The organism is Microbacterium sp. Leaf320 (genome assembly GCF_001423485.1).
GTDB lineage: Bacteria > Actinomycetota > Actinomycetes > Actinomycetales > Microbacteriaceae > Microbacterium.
In genome coordinates, this window is record NZ_LMOD01000005.1 from 187,452 (window position 1) to 205,424 (window position 17,973).

General features: G+C 68.4%; 15 protein-coding genes. 7 read left to right on the plus strand and 8 right to left on the minus strand.

All coding sequences use genetic code 11. The features are described 5' to 3' along the window. Window position 1: 1 nt before the first annotated feature. From ASF63_RS16830 to ASF63_RS16840, 3 genes are read right to left on the minus strand one after another with little or no spacing between them, the layout of a single operon-like run. Complete coding sequence (locus ASF63_RS16830) at window positions 2–877, minus strand: hypothetical protein (RefSeq protein ID WP_056517323.1); 876 nt, start codon at window positions 875–877, stop codon at window positions 2–4. A gap of 1 nt (window position 878) precedes the next feature. Further along, window positions 879–1,904, minus strand: a complete 1,026-nt coding sequence (locus ASF63_RS16835; protein WP_056516767.1) for an App1 family protein — start codon at window positions 1,902–1,904, stop codon at window positions 879–881. A 4-nt stretch (window positions 1,905–1,908) separates the two neighbouring features. After that, entirely contained in the window at window positions 1,909–2,580 is a 672-nt protein-coding gene (locus tag ASF63_RS16840; RefSeq protein ID WP_056516771.1) for a DedA family protein, read from the minus strand. A 41-nt stretch (window positions 2,581–2,621) separates the two neighbouring features. On the opposite strand from ASF63_RS16840, the gene ASF63_RS16845 reads away from it, so the two are divergent. The 4 genes from ASF63_RS16845 to ASF63_RS16860 all read left to right on the plus strand — a co-directional run bounded on the left by ASF63_RS16845 (window position 2,622) and on the right by ASF63_RS16860 (window position 7,859). Next, window positions 2,622–3,956: an anthranilate synthase component I family protein gene (locus tag ASF63_RS16845; RefSeq protein ID WP_200934037.1), complete on the plus strand. Its 1,335-nt coding sequence runs from the start codon at window positions 2,622–2,624 to the stop codon at window positions 3,954–3,956. Window positions 3,957–3,989: 33 nt separating this feature from the next. Next, window positions 3,990–6,566, plus strand: a complete 2,577-nt coding sequence (gene leuS / locus ASF63_RS16850; protein ID WP_056517336.1) for a leucine--tRNA ligase — start codon at window positions 3,990–3,992, stop codon at window positions 6,564–6,566. Window positions 6,567–6,683: 117 nt separating this feature from the next. Next, window positions 6,684–7,283, plus strand: coding sequence for a ComEA family DNA-binding protein (locus tag ASF63_RS16855; protein WP_056516774.1), 600 nt, complete (start codon window positions 6,684–6,686; stop codon window positions 7,281–7,283). Between the two features lie 60 nt (window positions 7,284–7,343). Then, on the plus strand, window positions 7,344–7,859 hold the full coding sequence (locus ASF63_RS16860; protein WP_056516778.1) for a hypothetical protein: 516 nt from the start codon (window positions 7,344–7,346) through the stop codon (window positions 7,857–7,859). Between the two features lie 107 nt (window positions 7,860–7,966). On the opposite strand, the gene ASF63_RS16865 is transcribed toward ASF63_RS16860, so the two are convergent. After that, the gene (locus ASF63_RS16865; RefSeq protein WP_056516781.1) at window positions 7,967–9,241 is read right to left on the minus strand and encodes an FAD-dependent oxidoreductase; all 1,275 of its coding nucleotides are present in this window, start codon (window positions 9,239–9,241) and stop codon (window positions 7,967–7,969) included. A 316-nt stretch (window positions 9,242–9,557) separates the two neighbouring features. Between ASF63_RS16865 and ASF63_RS16870 the strand changes: the two genes are divergently transcribed. Together ASF63_RS16870 and holA are read left to right on the plus strand one after the other, a co-directional pair. Continuing rightward, entirely contained in the window at window positions 9,558–11,849 is a 2,292-nt protein-coding gene (locus ASF63_RS16870; protein WP_235560846.1) for a ComEC/Rec2 family competence protein, read from the plus strand. 40 nt (window positions 11,850–11,889) lie between these two features. Further along, entirely contained in the window at window positions 11,890–12,927 is a 1,038-nt protein-coding gene (gene holA / locus ASF63_RS16875; RefSeq protein ID WP_056516784.1) for a DNA polymerase III subunit delta, read from the plus strand. 134 nt (window positions 12,928–13,061) lie between these two features. Here the strand turns inward: holA and rpsT are convergent, their stop codons facing one another. After that, a complete protein-coding gene (gene rpsT / locus ASF63_RS16880) occupies window positions 13,062–13,322 on the minus strand; it encodes a 30S ribosomal protein S20 (protein WP_053096545.1) in 261 nt (86 codons plus the stop codon). Between the two features lie 291 nt (window positions 13,323–13,613). Between rpsT and ASF63_RS16885 the strand changes: the two genes are divergently transcribed. Beyond that, window positions 13,614–14,888, plus strand: coding sequence for an MFS transporter (locus tag ASF63_RS16885; RefSeq protein ID WP_414843792.1), 1,275 nt, complete (start codon window positions 13,614–13,616; stop codon window positions 14,886–14,888). Between the two features lie 134 nt (window positions 14,889–15,022). On the opposite strand, the gene ASF63_RS19185 is transcribed toward ASF63_RS16885, so the two are convergent. The 3 genes from ASF63_RS19185 to ASF63_RS16895 form a co-directional block, all read right to left on the minus strand. Next, window positions 15,023–15,175, minus strand: coding sequence for a hypothetical protein (locus ASF63_RS19185; RefSeq protein WP_157534418.1), 153 nt, complete (start codon window positions 15,173–15,175; stop codon window positions 15,023–15,025). A gap of 229 nt (window positions 15,176–15,404) precedes the next feature. After that, window positions 15,405–16,133 carry an alpha/beta fold hydrolase gene (locus tag ASF63_RS16890; protein ID WP_056516791.1) on the minus strand — a complete coding sequence of 243 codons (729 nt, stop codon included), beginning with the start codon at window positions 16,131–16,133 and terminating at the stop codon, window positions 15,405–15,407. A 64-nt stretch (window positions 16,134–16,197) separates the two neighbouring features. After that, on the minus strand, window positions 16,198–17,907 hold the full coding sequence (locus tag ASF63_RS16895) for an ABC transporter family substrate-binding protein (protein ID WP_056516794.1): 1,710 nt from the start codon (window positions 17,905–17,907) through the stop codon (window positions 16,198–16,200). Window positions 17,908–17,973 lie beyond the last annotated feature (66 nt).

Here is a 17,973-nt window from a genome sequence, read left to right on the forward strand (position 1 = left end):
GTCAGGCGCTGACTGCCACCGGCTGAGCGGAGCCGAGCCAGGCCTGCAGGAGCGCGGCGCGAAGACGCGTGCCGCGCTCGGCGAACCCGCGCTGCTGTCGCACGTACTCTGCTTTGCCTTCGGCGGTCTCGATGGGCACCGGCACCACGTCCCAGGCGGACAGATCGTAGGGCGAGGCCTGCATGTCGAGCAGCCGGATGTCGCGGGCGAGCTCGAACGAGTCGAGGAGCAGCTCCCCGGGGACGAGGGGGCCGAGCTTCAGAGCCCACTTGTACAGGTCCATGCCGGCGTGCAGGCAGCCAGGCTGTTCGAACAGGGGCTGATCGTCGCGTGTCAGCTCTGTGCGGTTACGGGGTACAGCCTCGGGCGTGAAGAAGCGGAACGCGTCGAAATGCGTGCACCGCAGGTCGTGGTTCTCGACGACCGCGTCGGTGCCGGCCTGTCCGAGCCGCAGGGGAACCGGATGCCGGTGCTCGTCGGCCCGGTACACCATGGCCCACTCGTGCAGACCGAAGCAGCCGAACTGTCCGGGGCGTGAGGCGGTGCGCCGCAGCATCCGCTCGATGAGGGCCGCGAGGTCGGACTTCTCGTGAGCGAACGCCGCGGCATCCGGGATCGCGCTGTCGGCGTCGGCACCGGGGGAGTACCAGCGCCAACTCAGCCGCTCGGAAGCCTGCTCGAGCTGCACGCCTGCTCCGGGGTGCCACCGCCGCAGCTGGGCGGGCTTGTAGTTGTAGTAGGTGAAGAGGAAGTCCCAGACCGGGTGCTTCTCGCGCCGGGATGCTCTCTCCCTGTGCGCGGAGGTGAGCGCATCCGCCCGAAGCAGGTGAGCATGCTCACGCTCCAGCCACTCGTGTCTGGGGAGGGAGGTGGTCATGTCAGCGGAGGATGCCGGCTTCGCCGAGCAGATCACGCAGCCCTGCGCCGTCCTCGGCGCTCACCCAGGGGGCGACGCCTTCGGAGTGCGGCTCGTGGCCCGCGCGGCCACCGGCGAGCACGGCCTCGGCCGGCAGCAGTCGACGGATCGCGACACCGGCCACCGAGTCGGGATGCTCGTCCATGAACTCCGAGTAGATCGACTCGTCGTGCTGCCCGTCGTCGCCGATGAGCAGCCACTTGACGTGCGGGAACTCCGACGCAAGGCGTCGCAGGTTGGTGAGCTTGTGCTCGCGTCCGCTGCGGAACCAGCGGTCGTGCGTGGGGCCCCAGTCGGTGAGGAGCATGGAGCCTGCCGGGAACAGGTGGCGTCCGAGGAAGCGACGGAGCGTCGGGGCGACGTTCCATGCCCCGGTGGAGAGGTAGATCATCGGGGCGCCGGGGTGCTCGCGCAGCACCTGGTCGAGGAGCACGGCCATGCCGGGAACCGGGATGCGGGCATGCTCGTCGACCACGAAGGAGTTCCAGGCGGCGATGAAAGGACGAGGGAGGGCCGTCACCATGACGGTGTCGTCGACATCAGAGACGATGCCGAAGTGCGTCGACTCCGCGACGATGAACGCCGTGGCCTCGACGGGCTCCTGCCCCTCGACGGAGAAGGTGAACGTCTGCCATCCGGGCTCGAGATCGACGTGGACCACAGAGTCGATCACGCCTCCACGGTCGGCGACGACGTGGTGCACGGAGTCACCGATCCGCACCGCGACCTTCGCGAAGCTGACGGGGATCCCGACGAAGCTCCGCCAGCCGCGCACGCTCGCCGGTTCTCCGTCTTTCGTGCTGCGCTGCGGCGGCACGATCAGCACGCGTCCTACGACGCGCACCCATCCGGGGCCGCCATACCCGGGGAACGGGAGGATGGTCGCGGTGCGACCGCGACGGCGCGCTCGCTTCTCCCGCCACACGTGGAGGCGGTGTTCGAGACGCGCGAACCAGTGGATCCGGGGCGCCGGGGGTGACGAAGCCATTGCTTCAGTCTTTCACGTCGGTCGCGTCCTCCGTGTCGGAGATGTCGAGGTGACGAGCCTCGAGCCGCGAGAGCACCTTCTTCGCGACGAAGACCGCGAGCAGGAACAGGGCGATGATGCCCACGAAGATGTAGCCCGCGTAGTGCACGCGGTCGGCGAGCTCGTCGAAGCTCCCGGCGGCGAGAGACGTGATGCTCACGTACGCCGTGGCCCAGATCAGGCAGGCGGGCGCCGTCCATGCGAGGAAGCGGCGATACGAGTAGTGGCTCATGCCCACGGTGAGGGGGACGAGCGAATGCAGCACGGGGAGGAAGCGCGAGAGGAAGATGGCGATGCCGCCTCGGCGGGCGAGATACCGCTCGGCGCGGATCCAGTTCGCCTCCCCGACCCGACGCCCGACCCACGACGCGCGGATGTGCGGACCTATCCAGCGTCCGAGCCAGAATCCGATGCTCTCGCCGATCAGAGCGCCGACCACGACGGCGATGACCATCGCCACCGCCTCGGGCAGGCTGGTGATGCCGATCGATGCGACGAGGACGACCGTGTCTCCGGGGAACACCAGGCCGATCAGCACGCTGGTCTCCAGCATGACCGCAAGCCCGGCCACGAGAGTCCGAGCGACCGGGTCGATCGATCGCATGAACTCGATCAGCCACGGCACCAGGTCGTCCACCCTTTGAGAATACGGGAGACGCCGCGGCCTAGGCTGAGAACGTGCCCGAACGTCTGAGCACCCGCGTCCTGGCGGACCGGGTGGATCCCGCCGCGCTCTTCCTCGCGCTCGAGCGGGCAGAGCCCGACGTCTTCTGGCTCGACGCCGGTGCCTCTGCGTCCGAGGGGTGGAGTTTCATCGGAACGGGAGAGCCGTCCGCTTTCCCCGAGGACGTTCCGCTGGATGCGTCCGCGGGGGACCGGCCTGCCCTCGACGGGGATGGCTCGCGTCCTCCGCTGCGAGGCGGCTGGGTCGGCTGGTACGACTACGAGACCGGTGCCCGCGCCGCAGGGGCCCCGACGTCCGATTCCGCCCAGTCCGCAGGCGGCGCCTGGGTGCGCATCACCCGCTTCGCCGCGTTCGACCACTCGACAGGGCGAGTCTGGGCCTGCGCGGCCGAGGATCTGGACGACTGGGCGGCATTCGTCACGGAACAGCGCTCCGTCGACGCGCAGGACGCCCCCGCGCTCGCCGCGGAGCCGCGCCGAGTGGACGCCAGGCACACCGCCGAAGAATACGCGGCCCTCATCGAACGGTGTCGCGACCTGATCCGGGCCGGGATCGCCTACCAGCTCTGCCTCACCACTCGGTTCACGGTTACCGGGGAGCACGATCCCGTATCCGTCTACCGTCGGCTGAGATCCGCGACCCCCGCCCACCACGGAGGTTTCGTGCGGATCGGAGGACGCTCCCTGCTCAGCGCGAGCCCGGAGCAGTTCCTGCACGCCGAAGGCGGAGTCATCCGCACCCGTCCCATCAAGGGGACGCGACCGCGCAACGACGACCCGGTGCAGGATGCGGCGCTCGCCGCGGAGCTCGCGACGGACGTCAAGGAGCGCGCCGAGAACGTCATGATCGTCGACCTCATGCGCAACGACCTCTCGCAGGTGTGCGAGCCGGGGTCGATCCGTGTCGACGCGCTGTGGGCGATCGAGAGCTATCCGGCCGTGCATCAGCTCGTCAGCACGGTCAGCGGCACGGCGGCCGTCGGCACCACCACGGGCGCCCTGTTCGCGGCGTCCTTCCCCGCGGGGAGCATGACCGGCGCCCCCAAGCTGTCGGCGATGACGCAGCTGTATGACCTCGAGGGCGGCCCCCGAGGGGTCTACGCCGGATGCTTCGGATACATCGGCGACGACGGCTCGCTCGACCTGGCGATGGTCATCCGCAGCATCGTCATCGACGCGGAGAGTGCGGTGATCGGAGCGGGCGGCGGCATCACGTGGCGGTCGGTCGCGGCATCCGAGGTCGCGGAGGTGGCGACGAAGGCGCGGGCGCCCCTTGCGGCCCTCGGCGCGGAAATGCCTGCGGCCTGGGCTTCCGATATCCTGAACTGATCCCCTTTTCCCTTCAGATTGGTCGTGCGTTCGTTGTCTGAGAACCTGTCCACCTCTCCCGTCGACGAGGAGACCTCCTCGGCGCACGCTATCCAGGCCAAGTGGCAGAAGTACTGGGCGGAGAACGAGACGTTCCTCACCGGCGGCGACGACGACAAGCGGCCGCGCCGCTACGTGCTGGCGATGTTCCCGTACCCCTCCGGCGACCTGCACATGGGACACGCCGAGAACTACCTCTACTCCGACATCGTGGCCCGTTTCTGGCGCCACCGCGGGCACAACGTGCTCAACCCGATCGGGTGGGACTCCTTCGGTCTGCCAGCCGAGAACGCGGCGATCCGCCAGGGAGCCGACCCGCGCGAGTGGACGTACCAGAACATCGCCCAGCAGAAGCAGGCGTTCCAGAACTACGGCGTCTCGTTCGACTGGTCGCGCGTGCTGCACACCTCCGACCCCGAGTACTACCGCTGGAACCAGTGGCTGTTCCTGAAGCTGCACGAGCGCGGTCTGGCATACCGCAAGAAGAGCGCCGTCAACTGGTGCCCGAACGACCAGACGGTGCTCGCGAACGAGCAGGTCGTCGACGGACGCTGCGATCGCTGCGGCGCCGAGGTCGTGAAGAAGAAGCTCACCCAGTGGTACTTCAAGATCACGGACTACGCCGACCGCCTGCTCGATGACCTGAACCAGCTCGAGGGCTTCTGGCCGCACAAGGTTCTGCAGATGCAGCGCAACTGGATCGGCCGCTCGGTCGGTGCCGACGTGGACTTCCGCATCGAAGGCCGCGACGAGCCGGTCACGGTGTTCTCGACGCGTCCCGACACGCTGCACGGTGCGACGTTCTTCGTCGTGGCTCCGGATTCGGACCTGGCGAGCGAGCTCGCGAAGGACGCTCCTGTCGAGGTGCGCGAGCGCTTCGAGACGTACCTGGGCGATGTGCAGAAGACCACCGACGTCGACCGTCAGGCGACCGACCGCCCGAAGACCGGTGTCTTCCTCGAGCGATTCGCGATCAACCCGGTCAACGGCGAGAAGCTGCCTGTGTGGGCCGCGGACTACGTGCTGGCCGACTACGGTCACGGCGCGGTCATGGCCGTGCCCGCGCACGACCAGCGCGACCTCGACTTCGCCCGTGCCTTCGATCTGCCGGTCAAGGTCGTCGTCGACACGACGGCGCCGATCACCGGTGCGATGCCCGTCATCGAGGTCGACGACGAGGGTGTGCCGATCGACACGGGGGCCGCTCTCGACGAGCAGAACCCGGCATCCACCGGCATCGCCCTGACGGGGGAGGGCCGGATGATCAACTCCGGCGCCCTGAACGGTCTCTCCAAGCGCAACGCGATCGCCCGTGCGATCGAGCAGCTCGAAGCCTCGGGAACGGGTCGCGCGGCGAAGAACTATCGCCTCCGCGACTGGCTGATCTCGCGCCAGCGCTTCTGGGGCACGCCCATCCCGATGCTGCATGCCGAGGATGGCCGCATCATCCCGGTGCCCGAAGACCAGCTGCCGGTGAAGCTGCCCAGTGTCGAGGGACTCGACCTGAAGCCCAAGGGCTCGTCGCCGCTGGGCGCAGCCGAGAGCTGGGTGCGCACCGTGGATGCCGCGAGCGGCGACCCCGTGCTGCGTGACCCCGACACCATGGACACGTTCGTGGACAGCTCGTGGTACTTCCTGCGCTTCCTCTCGCCGAACAGCGACACCGTGGCGTTCGACCCGGCTCAGGCGGCCCGCTGGTCGCCGGTCGACTCGTACATCGGCGGGGTCGAGCATGCGATCCTGCACCTGCTCTACGCGCGCTTCATCACCAAGGTCCTGTTCGACATGGGGCTGATCGACTTCACAGAGCCGTTCTCGAACCTGATCAACCAGGGGATGGTTCTGCTCGACGGCGCGAAGATGTCGAAGAGCAAGGGCAACCTGGTGCTGTTCGAGGAAGAGCTCGACGCGTACGGCGCTGACGCGCTGCGCGTGGGTCTCGCGTTCGCGGGGCCGGTGGAGGACGACAAGGACTGGGCCGACGTCTCGACGACCGGCGCGCAGAAGTTCCTCGCCCGCGCTCTGCGGATCGCCCGTGAGGTGGAGTCTCCCGTCGACGTGGTGTTCGCCGGAGGAGATGCGGCGCTCCGTCGTGCCACGCACAAGCTGCTCGCGGATGCACCGGCCCTCGTCGAGCAGACGAAGTTCAACGTGCTGGTCGCACGCCTGATGGAGCTGGTGAACATCACCCGCAAGACCATCGACGGCGCTGCGGGTGCTGCGGATCCGGCTGTCCGCGAGGCCGCCGAGACCGTCGCCGTGATGCTCGACCTGATCGCGCCGCACACCGCGGAGGAGATCTGGGAGATCCTCGGTCACGAGCCTTCCGTGGGCCTCGTCACCTGGCGTTCGGCCGACCCCGCTCTGCTCGTCGAGGACACCGTGACGGCTGTCGTGCAGGTGGGCGGCAAGGTCCGCGCCCAGCTCGAGGTGCCCGCGCGCATCGGCGAGGCCGAGCTCGAGGCGCTGGCACGCGCCGATGAGCGCGTGATCCGTTCGATCGGTGACCGCGAGATCGTCAAGGTGGTCGTGCGCGCCCCCAAGATCGTCAGCATCGTCGTCAAGGGCTGACCGCCCGCGTCGTCGCAGACGACGCACCGGCTCTGCACATCAGGCCGCCCGCGGGGGTTCTCCCCGTCGGGCGGCCTCGCGCATGACGGCGTCCGATCGCTCGCTTAGCGTTGCGGGATGCCCGAGACCGCCGCTCCGTCGCCCCAGCCGCGCCGGTTGCGATTGGGCGTCGGCGCAGCGATCGTGCTGGCGCTCGTCGTGCTGTCGGCGGCCGTCGGACTCGGGCTGATGCGAGGGCAGGCGGCGCCGACCGAATCGGTGCCGCTGGCCACCGACGCAGCAGTGGGCGGCGGCTCGACGGGTGATCTCTATGTGCATGTGCTCGGCGCCGTCGAGCATCCGGGGCTCTACGTCCTCGATCTCGACTCTCGGCTGGTCGACGCGGTGGCGGCTGCGGGCGGAACCACCGACGACGCCGACCTGACCGCGATCAACCTCGCGCGTGTGCTCGCGGACGGCGAGCAGATCATCGTGCCGACGGTCGGCGCGGTAACGGACGGGCCGGGGGCCGTGGCGCCCTCCGACGATCGCATCGATCTGAACACGGCGGATCAGGCCGCGCTCGAGACGCTGCCGCGCATCGGGCCCGCCCTGGCCGAGAGGATCATCGCCTGGCGCGACGAGAACGGGAGGTTCCAGTCCGTCGACGACCTCCTCGCGGTGCCGGGCATCGGCGAGAAGCTGCTCGCCGGCATCCGCGACGGTGTGCGGGTGTGAGGCGCGACCCGCGTCTTCTGCCGGAATACCGGCGGATGCTCGTTTCGATAGGCTCCGCCCATGACGTTGCATCGAACTCGTGCGTTCTCCCGCCATGCAGCCCTCGTGGTCGGCGCTCTCCTCGTGCTCGTGGGGGTCTCCGGGTGCGCGGCCGACGGCGGGCCGGGCGATGGCGGCGCAAGTGCGGAGTCCGCGGCGACGGAGACGCCCACCGCGGCCCCGACGACGGAACCTTCGAGCGCGGCGGACGATGAGGTGACGTGCAATGCGTTCGGCGACGTACAGACGATCCTGCACAACGCTCAGGCCGCGTTCTACGACGAGCGCATGACCGAGCGAGAGCTGGACGGCTGGACTGCGCTCGCATCGCGCGTGCTCGGCAACATCCCCGCGGCGGACGACGGGCGCGTCTCCGACGCTCTCGCAGCCGTCAAGGAAGCCGTGCCCGCAGTTCAGGCGCCCCTGGGGCCGAGCAACATCCTTTCGCGCGAGTGGGACGTTCCCGGGGCTGAACTGCTGGCAGCCTGCGAAGCCGCAGGATTCCCCGTCATCACCAACGGGTTCATCGGAGGCTGAGCCACCACCGCACGGCTCGGTCGTCGCCGCTGCACGACAGGACGCCGCGGTGCGACAAACGGCCGAGCGTGACGCGAGTGACCGCGAACCGCGACGTGACGCCACCGTCAGCGGTGAAGTGATGCGGCGCTTCTCGAAGTTCCTGCGTCGCTTAGAACCGCGCGTGCGGCACGTTCGCCCGATGCGAGGGCGCCTTGAATCGACGCGGTGTCGCGGTGGTCGCCTGCGACGTACAGCCGCTCGGCGTAGCGCGGCGAGCGTGCTGCACCCAGGGGCGCCGGTTGGGCCGGGAGCGCGTCGGTGATGTCGTCGCGCCGGATCAGCTTCCATGCACTGATGTCCGCACCCCAGATCTCACTCAGGTGGCGGCGGACGTCGTTCTCCTCGGCGGGATCAGCGCCGCGCGGCAGCAGGCAGGTCGCGGCGATGAGGTGGCGTCCGGCCGGGGCGTACGCGGGTACGGTGTGCGTCATCACCACGGTGTTCACGACGGGGCCTCGGCCTCGGCCGTCGACGGTCAGCAACGCGGATGCGGTCGGAGGTTCGGCGGCGGCGAACCACCACGTCTGCAGACCGTTCGTCGCCGGACGGGCGAGCCCGGTGAGGTCGGTGACCGCATCGGGGCTGACCGCGACGACCACCCGAGTCGCGCGGACGGAGTCGCCGTCGGCCAGCTCCACCCTGACGCCTTCCCCGAGCGCTGTCATGCGTTCCGCGCGGGCGTCGAGACGGATGTCGGCTCCCGTCGCGCGCGCGTGCGCGGCAAGCTGCTCGGGGACCGCAGCGATCCCTTGTGCGGGTAGGCCGGGGCGGCCGAGCACGAAGTACCGCACGAGCAGCCGGGCGAATGCGTTCGACGTCTCGCCACCGCCCTCCGCCAGGACCCCGGCGAGGAACGGCTCGAGCACTGCGGTGCGGAGCGGGCCGCTGAGGCCCACGGCATCCCATGCCTCGCGCAGGGTGACATCGTTTCGGGCGAGACGGGAGAGAGGACGCACCAATGCCGGCGTGGTCCAGCGGGCCAGCGCGAAGGCATCCCTGCCGTTCACCAGGCCGCTGCGCAGCGAAGTCGCGATCGACAGCGGATACCGCAGCGGATGTCGCAGTTCGGCCATCCCCTCCGCTGTGCGGACCCGCACACCCACCGGGAAGCTTCCCAGGGCGAGCGCGTCGAGATCGACGCTGCGCCGGAGCGCCGGGTAAGCCGGGTTGAGTACCTGGAACCCGCGATCCAGCCGAAACCCATCGACGATGTCCGTGCGCTGGCGTCCTCCGACCGCATCCGCGGCCTCGAGGACGACGACATCGAGCCCGCCTGCGGAGAGCAATCCGGCGCATCGGAGCCCCGCGAGTCCGGCGCCGATCACGATAACGTCATGCATTCTCGACGACCTCCCCTCGGCGGGTCGCCCGCGTCGTGAGGATCCCGAAGCGCCGACTCCATGTCCCCAGCGTACGACGGGATGCCGGCGAGCGGACGCCGATGCCGAGTCAGCCCGCGCACCGCCCTGTGACGCCATTCAGAGCCTCGCCCGCCGCTTCTGCACATCGCGACATCGATGACCTCTCTCCACAGTGAGCGGGTCAGCGTCGGAGAGGCCGCCGCGGGGGACTTTAGGTTCTTCTGATGCAGACATCCACGAACAGCGTCAGCATTCGATGGATGGGCACCGTCACCATCAGCGACGGCGTGCGCGGGTGAAGCGCGATCTGCGCCTCCTGCCCGTTGCCGGGGGAGTCTGGGGGGCCGCTCTCCTGTGCGTCTTCGTCTCTGCCGCGGCGGGGTGGTGTGCCCTCGTGGGTGTGTTCGGAGCAGTCATCGTGTGTGCGGTCCTGCTGAGACGCGCAGACCGAGTCGCATCGCGGGCAGCGCTGATGGTGGTCGTGCTCGCCGCGATCGCGGCGGTCGCGGTCACTGCGATGTCCTCACTGCCCGGGCGTGACGGCGCAGCGTCGTGGGATGGGCGTGTGGTCGAGGCGACCGGGGAGGTCACCTCGTCGGCGTCGGTCGGTCGGGACGGGCGCCTCTGGATGGAGGTGCAGCTTACGGGGATCGGGTCGCCGGGGTCGGTGCGGGCGGCCTCGGCGCCGGTGCGGATCGGGATCGATCCGGCTGACGGGTTCGATCTCGGTGCGGCTGTCCGGGTGACGGGAGAGGCTGCGGCGACGGACCCGGGGGAGAGGTCGGCACTGGTCGTGTTCGCGAGCAGCGCGTCGGTCGAGGCGCGCGCGTCGGGGGTGTTCGCGGTGGCGTCCGATGTCCGGGGCGCATTCATCGAGCGCTCATCGCGGCTTCCCGAGCCCGGGGCCGGTCTGCTCCCAGGGCTCGCGGTCGGCGACACCCGTGCGGTGTCGACCGAGCTGAGCGACGACATGCGCACCAGCGGGCTCAGTCACCTGACGGCCGTCAGCGGGGCGAACTGCGCGATCGTCGTCGGCGCCGCGTTCTGGTTCGCGGCGCTGTGCGGAGCGGGTCGCGTGACAAGGGTCGTGGCGGCGGCCGTCGTGCTCGCCGGGTTCGTCGTGCTCGTCACCCCGGAGCCGAGCGTGATCCGCGCCGCGGTGATGGCCGGTGTCGCGATGCTCTCCCTGCTGCTCGGGCGTCCGAGTGCGGGGGCCGGGATGCTCTCGCTCAGCGCCGTCGGCATCCTGATCGCCGATCCCTGGCTCGCCTCGACGCCGGGGTTCGCGCTGTCGGTCGCCGCCTCCGGTGCGCTGATCATGCTCTCGCCGTCGCTGACGCGAGGCCTCGCGCGGTGGATGCCGCAGCCACTGGCACTCGCGATCGCCGTGCCGACCGCCGCGCAGCTGGTCTGCGGACCGGTGATCGCTCTGTTCGCAGAGCAGCAGTCGCTCGTCGGACTCGTGGCGAATCTGCTGGCTGCGCCGGCTGCACCGATCGCCACGATCATCGGGCTGCTCGCCTGTCTCACGGCGCCCTTTCCCGTGGTCGCCGACCTCCTGGCTGCGTCCGCGTGGCTGCCCGCCGCATGGATCGCCGAGACCGCTACCATCACGGCCGGGCTGCCGTTCGCGCAGATCGTGATGGAGCCGGGCATCACCAGTGCCGCGCTCGTCGCTGTGGTGAGCGGAGCGATAGGGGTCATCCTCGTGGACGGGTTTCGCAGGGGAAAGATCGTCCGGGGTGCGGCCTCAGGCATTCTCGCGATCGTGCTCGCTCTGGGCGGTGCCCACGTCGTCCTCGACGGACCACTGGCGAGTGCGACCAACCCCGACGGCTGGTCGGTGGCCGCGTGCGATGTCGGTCAGGGCGACGCCCTCGTCATCAGATCGGAGGGCCGCATCGCTCTGATCGACACCGGCCCCGCCCCCGAGCCTGTGGCTGCCTGCCTTCGCACGCTCGGCGTCGATCGGATCGATCTGCTCGTGCTCACGCACTTCGATCTCGATCACGTAGGTGGGGTCGAGGCCGTGCGGGGGCGAGTCGACACGGTTCTGCACGGCCCCACGGGCGAGAGCGGCGACGAGACGATGCTGCAGCGCCTCGCCGAGGGCGGGGCGACGGTGATCGCGGCGGCGGCAGGGCTTCACGGCGAGCTCGGAGCGGCATCCTGGCAGGTGCTCTGGCCGCAGCGCGGATCCGCGGCATTCCCACCGGGGAACGACCAGAGCGTGGTGCTCGAAGTCGGAGGTGGCGAGGTGCCGCGGTCGCTCTTCCTCGGAGACCTTTCGGCCGAGGCGCAGCGGATGCTGTCGCGCACCGCGCACATTCGGGGGAGCTTCGCGGTGGTCAAGGTCGCGCATCATGGGAGCGCCGATCAGGATGCCCAGCTCTACGTCGACCTGCATCCGCTCGTGGCGCTGTTCAGCGCCGGCGAGGACAACGACTACGGCCATCCGCGCGCTGAGACACTCGCCTCTCTCGCGGCCACCGGCGCGCGCGTGCTGAGGACCGATCAACGGGGGCGGCTCCTCGTCGGACTCGAAGACGGCGCACTGCAGTTCTGGACCGAGAAGCAGCCGCCATGACCGCGAGATCGACGTCGGCGGCCCCCGGTAGGCTGTGAGCATGGCTGCTTCTCGTACCCCCTCCCGCGGCGGTGCGAAGACGGCCAAGGTCGCGCAGGTCTCGTGGCGGGAGCCCCGGCCCGCGCCCGTCGTCCTGGTCTTCGGGCCTGAAGAAGTCTGCGCGGAGCGCGCGATCGCCGGGGTTCGCGATTACCTCCGCGCCGAAGATCCGGCGCTCGAGATCACCGACGTCCGCGCCGACGACTACGCGCCGGGCACGCTTCTCTCGCTCACCTCGCCGTCACTCTTCGGCGAGCCGCGTCTCGTGCGCGTCTCGGGAGTCGAGAAGTGCTCGGACGCCTTCCTCCAGGAGGCCGTGTCATACCTCGAGCACCCGCAGGAGGGTGCCACCGTCATCCTTCGGCACACCGGTGCGAGCGTCCGCGGCAAGAAGCTGCTCGACGCGCTGCGCGCAGGCACGGGCGACGGCATCGAGATCCCGTGCCCTGCGATCAAGCGCGACGGTGATCGGGTCGACTTCGCGGCGGGGGAGTTCAAGGCGGCCAAGAAGCGTATCGCGCCCCCGGCGCTGCGTGCCCTCGTGTCGGCGTTCGCCGACGACCTCACCGAACTCGCGGCCGCATGCCAGCAGCTGATCAACGATGTCGAAGGCGACATCACTGAAGACGTCGTCACCAAGTACTACGGCGGTCGAGTCGAGGTGTCGGCGTTCGTCGTCGCCGACACGGCGATCGCGGGGCGCTACGGCGAGGCCCTCGTCGCGCTGCGGCACGCACTCGCCTCGGGAGCCGATCCCGTGCCGATGGTGGCCGCCTTCGCGATGAAGCTGCGCACCATGGCGCGCGTCGCCGGCAACCGCGAACCCAGCCGCCAGCTCGCGCAGCGCCTCGGCATGAAGGACTGGCAGGTCGACCGCGCGAAGCGCGATCTCGCCGGATGGAACGAGCGCTCCCTCGGGATGGCCATCCAGGCCACGGCCCGCGCAGACGCCGAGGTCAAGGGTGCATCGCGCGATCCGATCTTCGCCCTCGAGCGCATGCTCACTGTCATCGCCACTCGGCAGCCGTTCGGAGAGTGAACCTCGTCGCCCTCCGGGGGCGATGGCGGCGCGACACCGCTCGGCCGCGAGCCCGGCGTACGCCCAGCGCACGCGAAAGAGCCCGCCCCGCGAACGGGACGGGCTCTTGTCACACCCTCAAGCAGGGGATCGGCTCAGAGAGCGGAAACCTGCTTGGCGATGGAGGACTTGCGGTTCGCAGCCTGGTTCTGGTGGATGACACCCTTGCTGACGGCCTTGTCGAGCTTGCGGGAAGCAGCCTTCAGGGCAGCCTCGGCTGCAGCCTTGTCACCGGAGACGACAGCGGCGCGCGTCGCGCGGATGTGCGTCTTCAGCTCGCTCTTCACGGCCTTGTTGCGCTCGTGAGCCTTGTCGTTGGTCTTGTTGCGCTTGATCTGCGACTTGATGTTTGCCACGTGTGGACGCTTTCTGTACGGAGTTATTAGGAATGCCGGCAGAAGAAGAGGGCTTCCACGCGGCGGTCGTGAGGGAAGAACCCACACGCAAGCCAAGAACCAACTCTACCAGCATCAGGGCGTTTCGCCCTAAACGGGGCGCGGGCCGTGCGCGACGACAGGGACGACACGCGGCGGCGGCATCGAGACTCGGTCGCGCACGAGACGGCACCGGGTGCACAATCATCAATATCCCGACATCCTCGTCGTGACATCGACGTCAAGGAGCGCCATGACTTCTGCCCTCCCGCCCTGCTCCCGCGCGACAGGGACGACCCCGCAGGCAGCGCAGAGGTGAGCGCCCTGAAGAAGGTCGGCGCGCGATGGATGACGGTGTTCACCCTCGCGTGGCTGGCGATCTGGACCGTGCAGCTGACCCCCGTGCAGCTGCTCCTTCCGCTGCAGCTCAACACCTCGGATGACGACTGGATCAGCGGGGTCGTCTCCTCCGGTTTCGTGCTCGGCATCGGCGGACTCGCGGGCATCATCGCCGGGCCAGTCGCAGGCGCGCTCTCCGACCGTGCCGGGGTCGGCAGGCGTCGGAGGCGTCCCTGGGCGATCGGCGGAGTCGTCCTCACCGCTGTGTTCCTCGTCGTCACCGGGTTCAGCGAGGGGCCCTGGGCCGTCGGAGGAGCCTGGGTCGGGGTGACGATCGGTGTGGCCGTATCGTCGGCCGCGTTCACCGCCCTGATCGCCGACCAGCTTCCCGCGACGCAGCGCGGCGCGGCATCCGCGGCTGTGGGCTCGAGCCAGGCCGTCGGAATCGTGCTCGGCGTCGGACTCGTCGTGCTCCTCAGCCTCGGAATCCGCGACGGCTACCTGCTGCTCGCGGCGGTGATCGCAGTGATCGGCACAGGTGCCGCCCTCATGCTGCCCGATCCGCCCGCGCCCGTCGAGGCTGCGGCGATCAGCGCCGCAGCGGTCGACAAGGATCGTCGTCTTCTGGCATCCCTTCGCGATCGGGATTTCGCCTGGATGCTGTGGGGGCGCCTGGTCACCAACATCGGCAACGCGCTCGGAACGGCTCTGTTCCTCTTCTTCCTGCTCCACGGCCTGCACCAGGAGACGGTCGTCGCTCAGGACAACCTGCTGCTGCTGATCGTCGTCTACACGCTGTTCGTCGTGCTCGCGTCGGTGCTCACCGGCATCGTGTCCGACCGCACCGGCAACAGGCGCACCCTCACGATCCTGGCAACACTCGTGCAGGCCGCGTCCGGCGTCGTGATCGCCGTCGTGCCGACCTTCGAGGCGACCATGATCGCCGCAGCGCTCATGGGGCTCGGCTACGGAGCGTTCTCGACTGTCGGGCTGGCCTTCGCCGCCGACCTGCTGCCGGACGAGAAGGACAACGCCCGCGACCTCGGGATCGTCAACGTGACGGCCGCGCTCGGCCAACTGATCGGCCCTGTTCTCGGTGCGGGCCTCGTGGCGCTCGTCGGCGGCTTCTGGCTCGTCTTCGTCGCAGCCGCGGTGTTGTCGCTCGTCGGCGGCGCACTCACCGCTTTCGCGAGGCAGCCCGCTCACTAGACCGGATCAGTTCAAGTTGCGCGACGCCCCGAGTGCGGACGCGATTAGGCCGTACATCTGATGCGTTCTCACAGAGAACGTTGCGGAGTCGGTGGCAAGCCCACCGACTCCGCGTGATCTGAGAGATCGAACTCTCAGATCTTGTAGCAGCGGACGCCCTTTCCGGGCGCCCACACGCACCAGATGCCCTTGCCCCCGCTGTACCCGAATCCACCGGAGGGCGTGTCGGGCTGACCGATCGACCATGCGGCCGCCGCAGGTCCCACGGGTGCAGCGAAAGTGAGCATCGCTGCAACCATCACTGCAATGACGGTTGACCCGGTCATACGCTTCTTCGAAATCATCATTTGAACCCCCCAAGGAACGAACATCATTTTCACGCGTAGGAACTTCGCGTGAAAGCACCATATGTGCGTCCGCTTTTCGAGGGATCTGCCATTTGGCCATTGTTGGTAGATGTGAGTCCAGGTCAGCCGTCGGCGTGGCGCTGGCTAGTGCTTTCGCGAGGCAGTCTGCTCACGAGGTTGACTCAGCCTCGACTGTCGCGATCGCGAGCCGCAGCACCGCGTTGAAGATCTGCGGTCGCATCGCCGTGACGAGGTGGGTCGTGCGCGGCACGACGATGAGCTCCGCATGCGGTGCGAGGCGCTGGAACAGAGCCTCGTTGACCCGCAGCTGATCCCACCGCCCGTTCACGAACCACAATGGCATCCTGATCCGGGCGACGGCTGTGGCGAGGTCGAGGGTGGCGAGGTTGCGCAGCGCCGTGTCTTGAGTGTCGAGGGCGTAGCCTCCCGCGGCGAAGTCCGATCGGGTCTCTTCGGGGATCGTCGCCTCGAGGATGCGCTGCGTGAACCACATGCCTCGGTCGGGCAGCCGATCGACAGCTCTCGCGATCACCCGGTAGGCGGCAAGTCCGGCGCCGCGGGGGAGCGACGTGCACGACGCCGCGATGAGCCCAGCGACCTGTGGAGTCTGAGCACCGCCGACGTACGCGAGAGACAGCAGCCCGCCCATCGAGTGCCCGACGAGCAGGACGGGCCCGCGTGATGCCGCGTCCCGCACCGCGACGTCGATCGTGTGCAACGCCTCGTGCAGGGTGAAGTCCTCATCCATGCGGGTTCCATGACCCGGGAGATCGACAGCGGTGGAGGGCACTCCCTGATCCGCGAGGAAAGCCACCTGCGACCGCCACATGGTCGCAGACGTGCGGATGCCGTGCACGAAGACGATCTGGACGCTCACGCGTTCAGCATAGAGAAAGCGGGGCCGGTGGATGAACCACCGACCCCGCTTCCCAATGCGGTTGTTACTTCTCCCAGCCGACGTTCTCAACCGGGGACACTCCGAAGAGATCCAGGCCGACGTAGGGCTCGGGGGTCAGGTTCGCGAGACCGTCCTTCACCGTGAAGATCGAGGGACCGTTGTAGAGCGGGATGACGCCCCAGGTCTCCTTGATGATCTCCGGCTCGAGCTTCATGGTCGCCGCGGTCCAGTCCTCCGGCGTCGTCTGAGTCTCGACCTCGTCCTTGATCTTCTCGTCGATGTCCGCAGTGCCCGTTCCCGAGAGGTTCAGGCTGCTGTCGGAGCAGTAGAGCTGGCAGAAGTACAGCGGTCCGAACGGGTCGGAGTCAGTGAACCGCAGCGAGAATCCGTCCCAGTTCTTCGTGCTGAAGTCGGTCGAGAAGTCTGCAGGTGCGCGCTTCTCGATCTGCAGGTCGATGCCGACGGCCTTCTCCTGCTGCTGGAGGGCCTTCGCGAGCGCCTCGATCGTCGGGTCGTCGCTGTGCACCGGGTAGACGACCTCGAGCTTCACGCCGTCCTTCTCGCGGATGCCGTCCTCGCCCTCGACCCAGCCCGCGTCATCCAGGAGCTTCTTGGCTCCGTCGACGTCGAACTTCAGTCCGGCCTCGGCGAACGAGTCCTTGTAGCCGTCCTGGAAGTCGTACATGTTGAGCGACCCTGCGGGAGCCTCTTCGTAGTCGAGGCCGTTCCAGGCGATCTGCTTCTGCTGATCGATGTCGATGGCCTTGAAGAAGGCCTCGCGCACCGCGATGTCCTGAAGCTGCGGCTTCTCGGCATCGAGGATGATGATGGTCTTCGCGGTCTGCTGAGAACGGTAGGTCGTGACATCTTCCATGTCGGCGACCTGCGCCAGTCGATCCTTCGTGTTGGTGCCGACCATGTCGATCTCGCCGTTCTTGAACGCGTTGATCGATGCAGAGGCGTCGAGACCGGTGAAGGTGACCTTGTCGAGCAGCGGAGCGTCGCCCCACCACTTCTCGTTCGGCTCGAAGGTGGCCGTCTGGCCGTTGAGGTCGAAGTCGGTGAGCTTGTACGGACCGGCTCCCCACTCGGGGTGCGCGTTCTCGATGTACGCGGTGTTGAACACCTCGGGCGAGTTGACCGCCGGGTTCAGAATGCCCGTGAGGAACGGCATGCTCGGCCAGGCGAACTCACCCTTGAAGGTGACGATGACGTCCTTGTCGGTCTCGCCGGGCTCGACCGACTCGATCTCCTTGTAGCCGTCAGTGGCGCTCGCCTCGTAGGCTTCATCTTCGCCGCTGTTGGCCTTCCACGTGGCTTCGAACGCGGTGTAGTCGATCGGGGTGCCGTCGTTCCAGACGGCCTTCTCGTTGACCTTCATCGTGATGACGGTCTTGCCGTCCTTCGTGCTGATGTTCCAGTCGTCGAGGTACGCCGGGTTCGCCGACACGTCGCCCTCAGGAGACATCAGGAACACCTGCGGGTTGTACCACTGGGCGAGGCGAGTGGTGTCAGCGCTGGCGTTTCCGTTGAACGGATTCATCTGCGGAGTGATCTCGTTGATCGGGAAGTTGACCTCGCCTCCTTCCTTCAGGTTCTCACGCGGCTGCGGGTTGTAGTCAGCCGACTTCGTCTCCTGGGGCTCGTTGCCGCCGTCGGTCCCGCCGTTGCCGCCTGCTGTGCAGCCGCTGATAGCGAGTGCCAGGGCGCCGCTGAGCGCGATAACGCCCATCAGCTTCGTGGTGCCTTTCATGGTGCTCCTTTCGCCTTTCGGCGTAGTCATAGAAGGGAGGCTAGTTCGCTTTCGCCCGAAAGGCTC

Coding starts and splice junctions, on each gene's coding strand:
- ASF63_RS19185 (WP_157534418.1), bottom strand. CDS start 15,175: ATGCTCACTTTCGCTGCACCCGTGGGACCTGCGGCGGCCGCATGGTCG.
- holA (WP_056516784.1), top strand. CDS start 11,890: ATGGCTGCTTCTCGTACCCCCTCCCGCGGCGGTGCGAAGACGGCCAAG.
- ASF63_RS16895 (WP_056516794.1), bottom strand. CDS start 17,907: ATGAAAGGCACCACGAAGCTGATGGGCGTTATCGCGCTCAGCGGCGCC.
- ASF63_RS16860 (WP_056516778.1), top strand. CDS start 7,344: ATGACGTTGCATCGAACTCGTGCGTTCTCCCGCCATGCAGCCCTCGTG.
- ASF63_RS16830 (WP_056517323.1), bottom strand. CDS start 877: ATGACCACCTCCCTCCCCAGACACGAGTGGCTGGAGCGTGAGCATGCT.
- ASF63_RS16835 (WP_056516767.1), bottom strand. CDS start 1,904: ATGGCTTCGTCACCCCCGGCGCCCCGGATCCACTGGTTCGCGCGTCTC.
- ASF63_RS16855 (WP_056516774.1), top strand. CDS start 6,684: ATGCCCGAGACCGCCGCTCCGTCGCCCCAGCCGCGCCGGTTGCGATTG.
- ASF63_RS16865 (WP_056516781.1), bottom strand. CDS start 9,241: ATGCATGACGTTATCGTGATCGGCGCCGGACTCGCGGGGCTCCGATGC.